This is a genomic window from Gillisella vitis, from assembly GCF_001541345.2.
GTDB lineage: Bacteria > Pseudomonadota > Alphaproteobacteria > Rhizobiales > Rhizobiaceae > Allorhizobium > Allorhizobium vitis.
The window spans coordinates 684571-698037 of record NZ_LMVL02000002.1 but is presented as its reverse complement, the minus strand read 5'-3'; the positions used below and the strand labels follow the sequence as shown (position 1 = coordinate 698037).

Sequence of the window (13467 nt, the reverse complement as noted above, 5' to 3'; positions counted from 1 at the left end):
AGGTTTTCGGCAAGAGCTGGAGATTTGGCATGGCGGATGGTGAGGGATTTGTCGGGCGATGCGAAGTTGTCGAGCCTCGTCGTGGAAACCGGCGATGGCCCAATGATCTGAAGGCGCGGATTGTAGCGGAAAGCCTTCAGCCCGGTGCGCGGGTTGTTGATGTTGCGCTGACTTATGATCTTGCTGCGCATCAGCTTTCGGACTGGCGACGGCAGGCGCGTCAGGGTCTTCTGGCGTTGCCTGCCGAACTGATGCCATCCATGCCGGCCGTGCCTTGCGACAATAGCGGCTCACTCGAGCCAGCCTTTGTGCCCCTGGCGATTACGACGGAGCCGCAGGAGGCTGCCGATGTATCGCCAGTTCCGGAGCCGGTCGCGGCCCCTTCGGGGATCGTGACTATAGAAATAGATGCAGACCTCGTTGTGAGGGTTCCCGGCGACGTGCCGGTTGGTCGGGTTGCAGCCTTGGTGCGGGCGATGCGAGGGACTGTATGATCGTCGCGGGCCAACGATTACCGATCCTGATCGCGACGCGGCCGGTGGACTTTCGCTGTGGTCATCAGGCGCTGGCATTGATGGTGCAGACCGAGTTGAAGCTTGATCCGCATTCCGGGGTCACCGTGATCTTCCGGTCGAAGCGCGGGGATCGCCTAAAAATCCTGGTATGGGATGGCACCGGAATGGTGCTGATCTACAAGGTTCTGGAGCAGGGCAATTTTGCCTGGCCGAAGGTGCAGGATGGAACGATGCGTCTTTCTCGGGCTCAATACGAAGCCTTGTTCGAAGGTCTCGACTGGCGACGAGTTATGGCGCAGCGGGTAACGGCGCCGAGTGCGGCAGGATGACTCACCGGCTTGATTTTAGCATTGTTTTATTGGGCTTTTCTGCTTCGGTTTGCTATGAAGACATATGTCGCAGCCGATCGATCTCAGCCAGTTCCCGGACCTTCCTGTCGAGGTATTGAACGCCTTTGCGGCGGTGCAGTTCGAGCTGTCGGTTGAGCGCGCGGCCCGTCAGCATGAGCAGGCGGTGGTGGCCGAAAAGGACGCCTTCATCACCGCGCTGAAGGAATTGATCGAGAAGCTGGAGAGCCAGGTTCAGGACTATCGCCGCACGAAGTTCGGGCCAAAATCGGAAAAGCTCGATCCGGCGCAGATGGAACTGGCACTGGAAGATCTGGAGACCGCGATTGCCGAAACGCAGGCGCAGATCGCCTTCGTCGAGGAAAAGATCGCGGCCAGCGGACCCGATCCCGAAAAGGCCGCCCCTCGCAAAGCGCGCAAGGCACGCGCGCTGCCCCAGAGCCTACCGCGCGTCGAACAAGTGATCGAGCCCGATAGCATTGCCTGTCCCTGTGGTTGCGGCAACATGGTCCGGATCGGCGAAGACCGGACGGAACGGCTCGATCAAATTCCTGCGCGCTATCAGGTGATCGTGACAATTCGCCCGAAATACGCTTGCCCGAAGGGCCGCACGGGCGTGGTGCAGGCGAAGGCGCCGGCGCATTTGCTGGAAGGTAGCTGGCCGACCGAAGCCCTATTGGCGCAGATTGCCGTGTCCAAACATTCCGAACATATGCCGCTGAACCGGCAGGCGGCTGTCATGGCCCGACACGGAGTGCCGATCGACCGCACGGTCCTGGCGGATTGGATGGGGCGGACGGGCGCTGCGATCGCGCCGGTGGTAGACCATATGGCCAAACGCCTGATGTCGGAAAGCACGCGACTGTATGTCGACGAGACTACGGCCCCGGTGTTGGATCCGGGGCGCGGCAAGACGAAAACCGGTTATCTCTGGGCTATTCTGCGCGACGACCGCGGCTGGAACGGATCTGCGCCGCCGGGCGTGGTGTTCCATTATCGGCCCGGACGTAACGGCGAATATGCCGCAGAAATCCTCGATGGCTTCAACGGCACGATCCAGGTCGATGCCTATGGCGGCTACTCCCACCTCGCCACGCCAAAACGCACGGGCGGCGATCCGTTGAGTCTGGCCTTCTGCTGGGCACACGGCCGCAGAAAGCTGATCAAGGCCAAGCCAAAGAAGGGCTCGCCCATCGTTGACGAGGCGCTGTTGCGTATCGCCGCTCTCTACAAGATCGAAGACAGCATCCGAGGTTGTGATCCTGAACATCGCCGGGCTGTCCGCCAGAACCTGTCCCGCCCTCTGGTGGACGAGTTCTTCACATGGCTGACAGCTCAGGCCGCGCGCGTCTCGCGCAAGTCCGACCTCGGCAAGGCCATGGCTTATATGCTCAAACGTCAGGACGGCTTCCGGCTGTTCCTGGACGACGGCCGCGTCGACATCGACTCCAACCTCGTCGAAAACGCGATCCGTAGCCCGGCCATGAACCGCCGCAATGCTCTCTTTGCCGGCCATGATGAAGGCGGCCGTAATTGGGCCCGTTTCGCCAGCCTGATTGGCACATGCAAGATGAACGGTGTTGAACCATACGCCTACCTGCGCGATCTCTTCATCAGTCTCGCAAATGGCCACCTCGCCAAAGACATCGACGCCCTCATGCCCTGGGCCTATGCGCAACGGATCAGCGCCTCACAATGAGCTCGTCCGGGACTCCCCGACGTGCTCATAGGACCATCTCCAAGCGCTAGACCCGACCTTTGCAACAGGGAAATCAATGGGACGGAGACGCCGCATACAGATAAACTGAATGACCGCATGAAGAGCCACCAACATACCAATATAGGGCGCCACATTCTGAATATGCGTCACCTCCCGCAACAAAGCCGGCAGAATGGGAAAGATAAGGCCAAACCCGACCGCATCGAGAGCGACAGTGGCGAAGATGACAATGAGAGCTTTGTTCATAACGCATTCCGGTTACAGCATTTTCAGCAGAAGTGCGATGCGGTTTTGTGATCGGGAATGCGCGCAAGCAAAGAGCGGTTAAGTTGCTGGCACAGATAAAGACGTCGCTGGCTTGCGGCTGTTTAATGAGGCGGGCATGCCTCTTCTGCGGAAACACTGATCTAACTCGCCGTTAAAGCAGATGAACCGCGGATGCTTGACCGTTCGTAGTCCTATTGTACAGCCGCTTGTCCCTATATTATAGAGAACGAAACCCGGCTATTTTACGTGAGGAGAGCTTATTTAAGCAAAAGGCGGCTTGTTCGTACAGAAAGTATATAGGACGTCAAATTGTTTTGGTGTCTCGTATGCCTTTAGACCAGACACTAAAATTATCGCGTAAAAACGCCAAACTAAAATGGACCGGGTTTTTTGCAGATCAAGCCTCATCAAAGAGTTGATTACAAAACCAGTCATCCGCCGCAAGAGCATTAAACATAACTCTCCGCCAATTATTGATAGGCAAGGCTGTATTTCGACCTTTTTCAGCGAGGTAACGTGAGAACTCCGCCGGAGTATTAAGGAACATCGTCGTTCGCCGGGTCTGAATTGTTTCCGGCAGATCAGCGGCGGCTTCGATCGAGAACTTATCTGCCAGGCCGTACTCACTGAAATGAGCATGTACACGGGCCTTCTCATTTTCATGCCAATGGTCTGGTGGCATGACGAAATACTCAACCACGGGTGGCATTGTCTGTATAACTCTAGCACCTACCCACCTTTCGAGGAAAAATTTATCGTGGTCAAAATAAGGATGAAGGGTCTGTTTCTCTTGCACCACTGCGAATGCATTGAGCTTTTCCGAATTGCAGTCCCTGCAACAAGGAACCAAGTTTACAGGCATAACTGAGTATAGCGGAAAATTCGCCTTCGGAAGATAATGGTCTAATGTATGAACGTGGCCAACACCTCCGCACAAAGGACATTTTCCATTGGCAGATACCTTTATGGCTTCATACAAACGCCTAGCCGGCTTATTCTCAGGGACGAAATACTGAGTGTAAAGCTTCGTCAATTGCGATTTGCTAAGCCCATTATAAACGACTGGATCACCTACTGCAGCTATCTTGGGCTCGGCGTATAGGGTGGCGGCCTTAGCACAGCTCGCATAATTTTCTTCGATAGCCACGGGGTCTGCAAATGCATTTATGTGTGAAATACGGACGGCCTCGCTTCCTATTCCGGAGATTGCGGAGGCAAGAGCAGTAGCAAAATCGACGTTCGGTGGAGTTAGCTTTTTCATCGGCTTAGTTTTTTCCGTCACGATGCATTATTGACCGCAAGATTGCCCGTCCTTCTAAGCCTAATTGGCCCTGGAATACCGTTAGAACCTCCTCATAAGTTTGTGCTCGAGCGGCTTCGGTCGAAAGCAGAGCGCTGAATCCGGATTTCGAGACCTCCAAGCCGAAAACCTCTCTCGTAAGGAGCCCCACATTCTCACCAAAGGTTTCGGTTTCAGGCCTTTGCAGCTCTGACGCGAGGCCGGAGCGTGCAATCTTCCAAACACATGACTTTGGAATTTCTTGAAGGACTACCGGAGAATGGGTGGCAATTATTGCAATTGCGTTTCTATTTGAAAGCAACCTGCTCAAACTACGGATCAAAGCCGATAGCAACGGCGGATGCAAATGACTTTCCGGTTCATCGAACAACACAAGGGTCTTTTCATCAACTCTTGCAACTAACTTGGTGATCGTCAGCAAAACAATCGCATGTCCCGAACTCATCCGCCTCAGAAGCTCTCGGGCGCGCTTGTCCAGCGCTTTCTCCCGCAACTCCAAGAGCTGACCAAGCTTCATTTCAGCGAAATTGTCGTCGGACTCCAAATTTTGAATAGCTTCCAGCCACCTAGCGCTCCGGGACTGCTCGCTGAGACAGAGACTTAAACTTTCGACAAGTTCATCCGCTAGGTCATTTTGAGACTTCAGCAGAGCACCACCTTCATCCGCATAGCTCTTCAATCCAACATAAAAATAGCAAGTCCCTTTCGAAGGGTCCGACTGCTCTTCTGGTGGATTGAATGGATCAAATGCACTGAACGATACCGAAACTACGCTACTGAAGTAGTCCCTATCTATGGATTTATATTCGTACCATTCATAACTCTCGAAACGACTATCAGGATAATCCGTATTTGTGACGGCCATCGTCATACTGTTCAGCAGTGTCGTCTTGCCGACGCCGTTACGACCGATTATTGCATGAATATTAGTTGTTGGCGTGGAATTTGCTTTAACGACAAAAGCTAGCTGATATCCGGCACGCCGTTCACTCGCGTCTTGTGTGAAGCGAAAGCTATAGTCGGTAAGAGGAATTCCACCTTCAAGTACGCGCCGGAACTGGTCAATCACGGTGTTAATGTTCAAGCTACGGAGATGCGACGTTTGGAATACGGGTTCCTCGAGTGCGAAATTTAGGATTTTCTGATCATACGCCACATCGCGCAATCCCTCGAGGTACGTCGCTCTAAATTCGCTTGAAACACTACGATACAGAGCTAAATAATAATCGACATCCACGCCAACTGAAAAGTAATCCGTATCCAGTTTATTAAATTGTGAATTAAGTGTTGAATAGGTTGGCGTTTCTTTTTTCTGACCACGGAAGCCAATTTTTATGCTACCAAGTTCATGTTTAATTGATTTATTATCGAAAATAATTACATGAAACATTGTAACGAAAGAATAATCGTTCCAATTGTCGATACAAAGAAATGCGGCATTTCGTCCTTCTGACGGGACCTTACCGTTCCTCGGTATAATAAAAAATTGAATCATCAGAGTATCGCCCCCTCCCAACGGGTAATCCATATAAATGACCCACATAAAGATACATTTTCTGGCTGTTCTAATTTCTCTCTAGGGCCAACCATAGATCCAATTTGATCGCCTGATTTAAGCGAAGCATATACTCCTCATAGTGTTAAAAATAAACCACAACAACCGTTAAGTCACAAAACGTCAGATCTAGCTCCCCCCACCTCTTTCTACCATGCCGGGCATCTCCTCTCAGGTGCGTAGTAGATTGAATGGGGTGACCTATCACACCTTCGGCTAGGTTGTGGTTTTCGATCTCTGTGTGGCAGATAAGGAGTGAGAGGCGGACTGCGGGCCGATCTCCTCCTTGTGGGGTAGGTGTCCGCCTGGTCAGATAGGTATCCTCGCAACAGCAAACGCAAGTACCGGATGCTCCCTCTCTCCACTGGGGCGAGAAAACAACAGGCGCTGCGGCTCCTTCCAACTTCTTGGATAATAAAATGTGAGATATTGGTTTTGCCGGGCGGTTGCCTCCCACCCGGCAGCAGGATGAGGGGGCGGAGCCATAAACGGCGAACTTACATCATGGCGGCTCTTGCTCTCAGATATGCCGCTTATAATTTCATATCAAACGCTCATAAAAAACGCCCGGTCTCTCGACCGGGCGCCCATCACCTCATACCATATCTATCAAGCCGCCCGGTCCCACCGCCCGGCCTGAACACCGCTTTCCAGCTTGAACTGCTGCAACAGCCCCACCAATTGATCGGCCTCGTCGGCCAGCTGGCGGCTGGCGGCGGAGGTTTCTTCGACCATGGCGGCGTTTTGCTGGGTCAGGCTGTCCATCTGGCCAACAGCGCTGTTGACTTCGCCAAGGGCAGCCGATTGGTCGCGGCTGGCGGCGGCTATGCCTTCAACATGGGTACTGATCGTGGCGATCTGCTGGCTGATGACGGTCAGCGCCGCACCGGTTTCCTGCACCAGCCTCGCCCCGGCATTGACCTCTTCGGTGGAGGTATTGATCAGTGTCTTGATATCTTTTGCGGCGCGGCCAGAGCGTTGTGCCAGCTCGCGCACTTCCTGGGCAACGACGGCAAAGCCCTTGCCCGCCTCGCCAGCACGGGCCGCCTCGACACCGGCATTCAGCGCCAACAGGTTGGTCTGGAAGGCGATTTCCTCGATGACGCTGATGATCTGCTCGATCTTCTTTGAGGCATCCTCGATCCGGCCCATGGCAGAGACGGCATTACCGACCACCACGGCCGATTTCTCGGCATTCCCTCGGGTTTCGCCAACGATGTCATTGACCTCACGCGCTTTGTTGGCGGCCTGGCGGACATTGGAGGTGACTTCGTTGACGGCGGCGGCGGTTTCTTCCAGCGAGGCAGCCTGGGTTTCCGTGCGGCGCGACAGGTCGTCGGTGGAATGGGCCATTTGCTGCACATTGCCCTGAATGGCGGTGACATTGCCCTGGATCAGGCCGATGGTTTCCTTCAGCCGGGTCAGCGAGCGATTGAAGTCGCTGCGCAACTGTTCCATGCGCCCGGCAAAGGGATGATCCAGCGTGGCGGAGACATCGCCATTGGCGAGACGCTCCAGCCCGGCCGCCAGTTCTGTCACCGCAAATTGCACGTCCTGGTCGGCCTGCTGCTTTTCCGCGTCGTTGCGGGCACGCTCAGCCTCGCTTTCAGCCCTAACCCGCGCACCCTCGGTCTCGGCGCGGATCTTCGCCTCGGCATTGTCCTTGAACACGCCAAGGGCGCGGGCCATATCGCCAATTTCATCGGGACGCGCGCCGCCAGCAATCTCGATCTCGAGATCGCCGGATGCCAGGCGCCGCATGGCAGCGGTGATCTGGTTGATCGGCCCCTTGAAGGTGGCGATCAAACCAATGCCAGCGACAATGGCGATAACGACGCCCGCCAGCAGAGCCAGAGCTGACATGGTATCGGCAGCGTCGCTCTGCTGATCGGCCACCTGGCGCTGGGAGGCAGCAAAATCGCTGAGTTGCGACCAGATGGTGTCGATATCGCGGGCAGCGGCAAGGAAAGCGGCTGTTCTCTGGCCATCCATGGCCACCAGCTGAGTGGCCTTTTCGGCCATAACCTCTGTCAACGGCGCGATTTGCGCCAGCTTCGCCTTGATGTCGGCGCTAACATTGGGGTCCTTGGCCATGGCCGCGGCACGACGCTTCAGGGTGCCAAGCGAGGCCTGCAATTTTTGCAGGCCATCCGCCGATGCTGCCGCCATGAAGCGTGAACTGCGCAGTTCAACCCCATTACCGATATCCACCAGCTGGCGTGTGGCAGTGAGCAAAGCGGTCGCTTCGGCAATCGGCTGGTCGAGCGTTCCAAACACCGCCGTTGCCTGTCGGGATTTCAAGGTAGACGCGCCCTGCAAGCGGATGGACACCGGCCGCATCAGGTTGATCGCCTGTTCGGCTGCGCCAACCGTTGTGTCATTGGTCACGCCGATTTCGACCTGGGAGGCCAATTGCTGAATATTGTCAGTCAGCGATGTGCCGAGCACGGTCTGTTCCACAGGCAGGGCGGCGGCGATATCGGTGGCGGCCTTTTTCAGTCCCGGCATCTGCGCCTTGACCAGGCTCATCTTCGCCTCAGGGTCTGTGGCACTGTTGAAGTCTGTGACCAGATCGGCAATCAGATTGGCGCCGCGCGTCAGCCGGTCGGAATCACGCAACATGGTCTTGGCCTGATTTTCATCCTTGGCCAGCGCCTCGCGGACACTGGTGGAATAGGAAAGCAGATCGCTCTGCTGGCTGGACAATTGCTGGGTGTCAGCCTCCAGGGCCGCACGCAGATCCGCCGCGCCCTGGTTCAGTTCCCACAGGCGCTTGACCTGACCGGCAATCGATTCTGTTCCGGCAATCGCCGCATCGACCTGCGCCGCCCCGCCCAGACCGTCAATCGACGTGCGCATGGTCTTCAAACTGGTCAACTGCTTATCCAGCTCCTGATCCAGCGCCGTTTTCGACGCATCCGTGGTCTTTTGCAGGAAAGCGGTCATCGCCGCATAGACATTCTTAAAGCCACTCAATGTGTTGACCACATTATTGGTGACTTCCATCTGCCCTTGCAGGATACGCGATGCGTAGTAGCCGGTCAGACCAACGGCAGAAATACTGAGAACGAACGGAACGATGAAGACCAGAACCTTAGTCTGAATCTTGCACCGAGAAAGTAGACGATCAAATACCATAGCCAAACCCCCGAAAACAAAGGGCGAAATTAATTAATTCGAATAAACGAATAAAAATGCCGCCTTTCTTTTCTTGCATGGTGGTCTGAAGAAATTCTGAATATTCTATATCGACTTATAGTGATCCACGACCACTTCGTTCTAAAAAGCAACGCACTCTGCATAAGTTTCTATTTTCGGCACACGAAAATAAACCTTGAGTTGCTTTTATTAAGCAGAAATACCCAAGCGTTTATTCGAAGCATCTGGTTTCACCTCTATCGCCGCCCGGCGAAGGCATCCGCAAAGTCTCTCATCAGGGCAGTCAAACGCTCGGCGCAATCGCGGATCTCACGTCTGTGGCGGTCGTCATTATTGGTGACCAACCATTGCCGATGGCGCAATTCGGTAATCTCATCACCAACCCGCTGAAGCTGGGGATGGCTATCACCGACAAAACACGGCAGGACCGCAAGGCCCATGCCCGAAACCGCCATATCCTTGAGGGAGCGCGGGCGGTTGACGGTGATCAGGATCTGTTCGGCCTTATGCTGATGCGGCCACTTCAAATAGGCCGAGATTGCCGCATCCTGCGGGACCGCGATCCAGGGCTGCACTTGCAATTCGTCGGCAAGGCGGTGGCGATAGGCCGCGTAGGCAACTTCGCCAAGCGGGACCCTGGCGAGATTGCTCTCCTGCGGCTCAAAAGCCCGGATACCAATATCGGTTTCGCGATGCGCAAGGGCTGCGCGCTCTTCGGTAATGTGCAAATCGAGGCGAAAGCGATCAGTGCTCCGGCAAAGCTTCGGCAGGTTTTGAGCGATTAGCCAGGAAATCCATGTTCCCGCCGTCACCCGCACCAGTGCTGGCTGCGACGCCTGTTGGCGCCAGAGGTCTATGCCGCGCTCCGCCGCCTCGAAAGATTTCAGATGATCAAGCAGGGCGCGACCGTCCGCTGTTAACGTATACCCCGTCTGGGCGCGGTGAAACAGGACCCTGCCTAGCTTTTGCTCCAGCTCCACCATCCGCCGGCCAAGGGTGGCCGCACTAAGGCCGGTGGATTGCACAGCCCCAGTCAGTCCGCCATTGCGCGCCACCTCGATGAACAACTGGTAGGTATCCCAGGGCAGGTTTTTCATGAGTGAACGATATAGCGCAAACTCGGCGATATATCCATCATCCATGAAACGCTAGCCTTCTCCAGAACACTGGAGATGACGGCCATGGACTTTATAGGATTGCTTGCCTTTCAGGAGACCATACGACGAGAGGCGATGAACCGTCATGCCTTGACGCCCGCCCAGCAAGAGGATGCGTTTTACAGGTTTTACAGTGAGCCATCCTGGCCGCGCCTAAGCCGGATCGTTTCCAGAGTTTTCGGCATGCGAAAGTGCCGCAGTTGTGCGCCGGAGGATGTGGACACGCACGCGGAAGCGACAGTCGCCGCTTTGCCGCAGGCGCCAAGTTCTGATCAGCCGATAACGCCGATCAGCATCAGGCCATAGACCATGAAGCAGGCCATCAGGCCGAGGCCAGCGCTGCGCAGGATAAGCTTGTTCTGATCGTCGCGCGCCTTGGCGATAGCAATGGCACGGGCCTTCCGGATGGGTCTGTTCATTGGCAGCACTTTCCAAAAGTTAAGCGGGGAATCACCCCGACCTTGATCGTAACCCTAACCCGTCCCGAAAAACAGCAAAACAACGAGGCGGAAGATCACGATGACTGAGGTATATTAACAACTATTGAAAGATGGTGGCGGGAATGCGGCATGAATCAAGACTTGCCCATGCAGGACACAATTGCGGTAAACAAATCGTATCGTCTCGCCTAGAAGGGAAAGACTATGCCGAAAGGCCCGCTGCATGGCCCGACGCCCAGGCCCACTGGAAATTATAGCCACCCAGCCATCCCGTGACATCCACGGCTTCGCCGATGAAATAAAGACCCGGCACCGCCTTGGCTTGCATGGTTTTGGAGTCCAGCGCCTGGGTATCGACGCCGCCCAAAGTCACCTCGGCGGTGCGATAGCCTTCCGATCCCGCCGGTTTGATCTGCCAGTGCCGAAGGCCGTCCGCGACACGTCCCAGAACCTTGTCGGACAGATCGGCCAACGGCTTTTCCAGTCCATGGCGTTCAGTCCAGTATTGCGCCAAGCGCTTCGGCAGATATTGGCCTAAAACCGTCTGCACCGCCTGACGGCCATTGTCGCGGCGGGCGGTTTTCAGCAGGTCCAAAAAGTCCAGCTCCGGTTGCAGCAAAAGGGTAATGGCCTCACCTTCGCGCCAATAAGAGGAAATTTGCAGAATGGCCGGGCCGCTTAGACCGCGATGGGTAAACAGCAGCGCCTCACGAAATTCGGTCTTGCCATGGCGCACCAGCGCATCGACGGCCATGCCGGACAGTGGCGCCAACTCCTCCAGCAGCCCCGGTTCCAGTGTCAGTGGCACAAGCGCCGGGCGTGTTTCGACCAGGCCAAGCCCAAACTGCTCGGCAAGGCGATAGGCAAAACCGGTCGCGCCCATTTTCGGGATGGATTTGCCACCGGTGGCGATGATCAGCGATTGGCAGGTGATGGTGCCTTCAGAGGTCTCGACGCGGAAACCGTCCAGCACCTTTTCCACGGCGCGGATGTCGGTCTGCACATGCAGTCTGGCACCGGCGGCGCGCATCTCTTCCAGCAGCATGCGGATAATATCCTTGGCGCTGTCATCGCAGAACAATTGCCCAAGGGTTTTTTCATGCCAGCCGATCCGGTGGCGCTCGACCATGGCGATGAAATCGGCAGGCGTGAAGCGGGCCAGCGCCGATTTGGCAAAATGCGGATTGGCGCTGATGTAATTCTTTGGTCCGGCATGGATATTGGTGAAATTGCAGCGCCCACCGCCGGAAATGCGGATCTTTTCGCCCGGTGCCTTGGCATGATCGAGCACGGCCACAGACCGGCCCCGCTGGCCAGCCCGGATCGCCGCCATCATGCCGGCGGCCCCTGCCCCAATCACCACCACATCCACCCGTTTTTCCAATGTCATGTCCTCGTCATCATCGCCATGTCTGTTGTGTTTTCGATCGGCAAAGCGATGTCAATTGCATATTCACCCTCGCCAATTCCAGCGAGGCGGATATGATGGCATCATTATCAACACAGATCCGGTGAGACATGCCTGCAAAAAAGACAATGCTCAGACCCAAGGGCGCAGCGTCCAAAAAAGCAGGCATCCCCCCAGATATCAGCCCGACGCGCGGGGTCAAGACCTGGAAAGAAGCAGCCTCCTGGCTGCGCTCCCGCGGCATTGAGGATATCGAATGTATCACGCCGGATCTGGCCGGTGTGCCGCGCGGCAAGATGATGCCGAGCTCAAAATTCACCAGCAATACCTCGCTCGCCCTGCCATCAGCGCTCTATCGCCACACGATCTCAGGCGAATATCCCGATGAAACCGGCAATTTTCGCTATGACAGCCGCGACAGTGACATCAAGCTGCTGCCGGATCTCTCGACACTCTCGGTCGTGCCTTGGGAGACCGATCCGACCGCGCAGGTGATCTGCGACATCGTCGGCACCGAAGGCGAGGATGTCAGCTATACGCCGCGCAATGTGCTGAAAAACGTCCTCAGCCTCTATGAGAAAAAGGGCTGGAAGGCGGTCGTCGCCCCGGAAATCGAATTTTACCTTGTCGCCAAGAACGAGGACCCGGATTACCCGCTGCATCCGCCGAAAGGCCGGTCGGGCCGCTCGATCATCGGCGGCCAGGGCTATTCCATCGCCGGGATTAATGAATTCGACGAGTTGATCGACGATATCTATCACTTCTCGGCCAAGCAGGGCCTGGAAATTGACACGCTGATTCATGAGGAAGGCCCAGCCCAGCTGGAAATCAACCTGCGGCACGGCGATCCGATTGAGTTGGCCGACCAGGTCTTCCTGTTCAAGCGCACCATTCGCGAAGCCGCCCTGAAACACGGGATATTTGCGACTTTCATGGCCAAGCCGATGCAGGGCCAGCCGGGGTCTGCCATGCATATCCATCAGTCGGTGGTCGATATCGAAACCGGCCGCAATATCTTTTCCAAGGCCGATGGTTCGCCGTCGTCAGAATTCTTCCACTTCATCGGCGGCATGCAGAAATATGTGCCGAATTCGCTTGTGATGATGGCGCCCTATGTGAATTCCTATCGCCGCCTGACGCCCGATATGGCCTGCCCGGTCAACAATGCCTGGGGCTATGACAATCGCACCACGGCCTTCCGGGTGCCGATTTCCGATGCGGCGGCGCGGCGGGTGGAAAACCGGCTGCCAAGTTCGGATTCCAACCCCTATCTGGCGCTGGCCGCCTCGCTCGGCTGCGGCTATCTCGGCATCTGCAAGGCGATCGAGCCGACAGCGCCGACGGCAGATACCGCCAATGAGGGCTCCATCGAGCTGCCACGCGGCCTGCTGGAAGCCGTCGCCCTCTTGGAAAGCGAGCCGGATTTCGAAACCGTGTTCGGCCGCGCCTTCATCGATATCTATGCGGGCGTCAAGCGCGGCGAATTCGAGACCTTCATGCAGGTGATCAGCCCTTGGGAGCGAGAATTCCTGCTGCTGAACGTCTGATCCATACTGCTGTCATGGCACCCGCTGTCCCAGGCGGGTTGCCTTGCAGCAT

At 56.1% G+C, this 13467-nt stretch carries 11 protein-coding genes; 5 read left to right on the top strand and 6 right to left on the bottom strand.

Annotation, left to right across the window (positions count from 1 at the left end):
• Window positions 1-29 precede the first annotated feature (29 nt).
• From tnpA to ASB66_RS27125, 4 genes are all read left to right on the top strand, one after another.
• On the top strand, window positions 30-494 hold the full coding sequence (tnpA, locus tag ASB66_RS08140; RefSeq protein ID WP_081088899.1) for an IS66-like element accessory protein TnpA: 465 nt from the start codon (window positions 30-32) through the stop codon (window positions 492-494).
• Entirely contained in the window at window positions 491-844 is a 354-nt protein-coding gene (gene tnpB / locus ASB66_RS08135; RefSeq protein ID WP_060716442.1) for an IS66 family insertion sequence element accessory protein TnpB, read from the top strand. Before tnpA ends, tnpB begins: the two co-directional genes overlap by 4 nt.
• 64 nt (window positions 845-908) lie before the next feature.
• Entirely contained in the window at window positions 909-2561 is a 1653-nt protein-coding gene (tnpC, locus tag ASB66_RS08130; protein WP_060716441.1) for an IS66 family transposase, read from the top strand.
• Window positions 2562-2678: 117 nt separating this feature from the next.
• Window positions 2679-2879 (top strand): hypothetical protein, encoded by a 201-nt coding sequence (locus ASB66_RS27125; RefSeq protein ID WP_156545153.1) that lies wholly within the window; start codon window positions 2679-2681, stop codon window positions 2877-2879.
• A 367-nt stretch (window positions 2880-3246) separates the two neighbouring features.
• Here the strand turns inward: ASB66_RS27125 and ASB66_RS08120 are convergent, their stop codons facing one another.
• From ASB66_RS08120 to ASB66_RS08100, 6 genes are all read right to left on the bottom strand, one after another.
• Entirely contained in the window at window positions 3247-4110 is an 864-nt protein-coding gene (locus ASB66_RS08120) for an HNH endonuclease (RefSeq protein WP_060716439.1), read from the bottom strand.
• 4 nt (window positions 4111-4114) lie between these two features.
• Entirely contained in the window at window positions 4115-5644 is a 1530-nt protein-coding gene (locus tag ASB66_RS08115) for an AAA family ATPase (RefSeq protein WP_156545152.1), read from the bottom strand.
• Window positions 5645-6313: 669 nt separating this feature from the next.
• The gene (locus tag ASB66_RS08110; RefSeq protein ID WP_114386370.1) at window positions 6314-8842 is read right to left on the bottom strand and encodes a methyl-accepting chemotaxis protein; all 2529 of its coding nucleotides are present in this window, start codon (window positions 8840-8842) and stop codon (window positions 6314-6316) included.
• 257 nt (window positions 8843-9099) lie between these two features.
• Window positions 9100-9960 carry a LysR family transcriptional regulator gene (locus ASB66_RS08105; protein WP_114386472.1) on the bottom strand — a complete coding sequence of 287 codons (861 nt, stop codon included), beginning with the start codon at window positions 9958-9960 and terminating at the stop codon, window positions 9100-9102.
• Between the two features lie 332 nt (window positions 9961-10292).
• The gene (locus ASB66_RS26185) at window positions 10293-10439 is read right to left on the bottom strand and encodes a hypothetical protein (RefSeq protein ID WP_156540775.1); all 147 of its coding nucleotides are present in this window, start codon (window positions 10437-10439) and stop codon (window positions 10293-10295) included.
• A 223-nt stretch (window positions 10440-10662) separates the two neighbouring features.
• On the bottom strand, window positions 10663-11850 hold the full coding sequence (locus tag ASB66_RS08100; RefSeq protein ID WP_060716437.1) for a BaiN/RdsA family NAD(P)/FAD-dependent oxidoreductase: 1188 nt from the start codon (window positions 11848-11850) through the stop codon (window positions 10663-10665).
• A 146-nt stretch (window positions 11851-11996) separates the two neighbouring features.
• On the opposite strand from ASB66_RS08100, the gene ASB66_RS08095 reads away from it, so the two are divergent.
• Window positions 11997-13415, top strand: a complete 1419-nt coding sequence (locus ASB66_RS08095) for a glutamine synthetase family protein (RefSeq protein WP_411909750.1) — start codon at window positions 11997-11999, stop codon at window positions 13413-13415.
• Window positions 13416-13467: the final 52 nt, after the last annotated feature.

Bases quoted from the DNA above. Each gene is read 5' to 3' on its own strand.
- tnpA (WP_081088899.1), top strand. From the start codon at position 30: ATGGCGGATGGTGAGGGATTTGTCGGGCGATGCGAAGTTGTCGAGCCT.
- ASB66_RS26185 (WP_156540775.1), bottom strand. From the start codon at position 10,439: ATGAACAGACCCATCCGGAAGGCCCGTGCCATTGCTATCGCCAAGGCG.
- tnpB (WP_060716442.1), top strand. From the start codon at position 491: ATGATCGTCGCGGGCCAACGATTACCGATCCTGATCGCGACGCGGCCG.
- ASB66_RS27125 (WP_156545153.1), top strand. From the start codon at position 2,679: ATGAAGAGCCACCAACATACCAATATAGGGCGCCACATTCTGAATATG.
- ASB66_RS08110 (WP_114386370.1), bottom strand. From the start codon at position 8,842: ATGGTATTTGATCGTCTACTTTCTCGGTGCAAGATTCAGACTAAGGTT.
- ASB66_RS08115 (WP_156545152.1), bottom strand. From the start codon at position 5,644: ATGATTCAATTTTTTATTATACCGAGGAACGGTAAGGTCCCGTCAGAA.
- ASB66_RS08105 (WP_114386472.1), bottom strand. From the start codon at position 9,960: ATGAAAAACCTGCCCTGGGATACCTACCAGTTGTTCATCGAGGTGGCG.
- tnpC (WP_060716441.1), top strand. From the start codon at position 909: ATGTCGCAGCCGATCGATCTCAGCCAGTTCCCGGACCTTCCTGTCGAG.
- ASB66_RS08120 (WP_060716439.1), bottom strand. From the start codon at position 4,110: ATGAAAAAGCTAACTCCACCGAACGTCGATTTTGCTACTGCTCTTGCC.
- ASB66_RS08095 (WP_411909750.1), top strand. From the start codon at position 11,997: ATGCTCAGACCCAAGGGCGCAGCGTCCAAAAAAGCAGGCATCCCCCCA.
- ASB66_RS08100 (WP_060716437.1), bottom strand. From the start codon at position 11,850: ATGACATTGGAAAAACGGGTGGATGTGGTGGTGATTGGGGCAGGGGCC.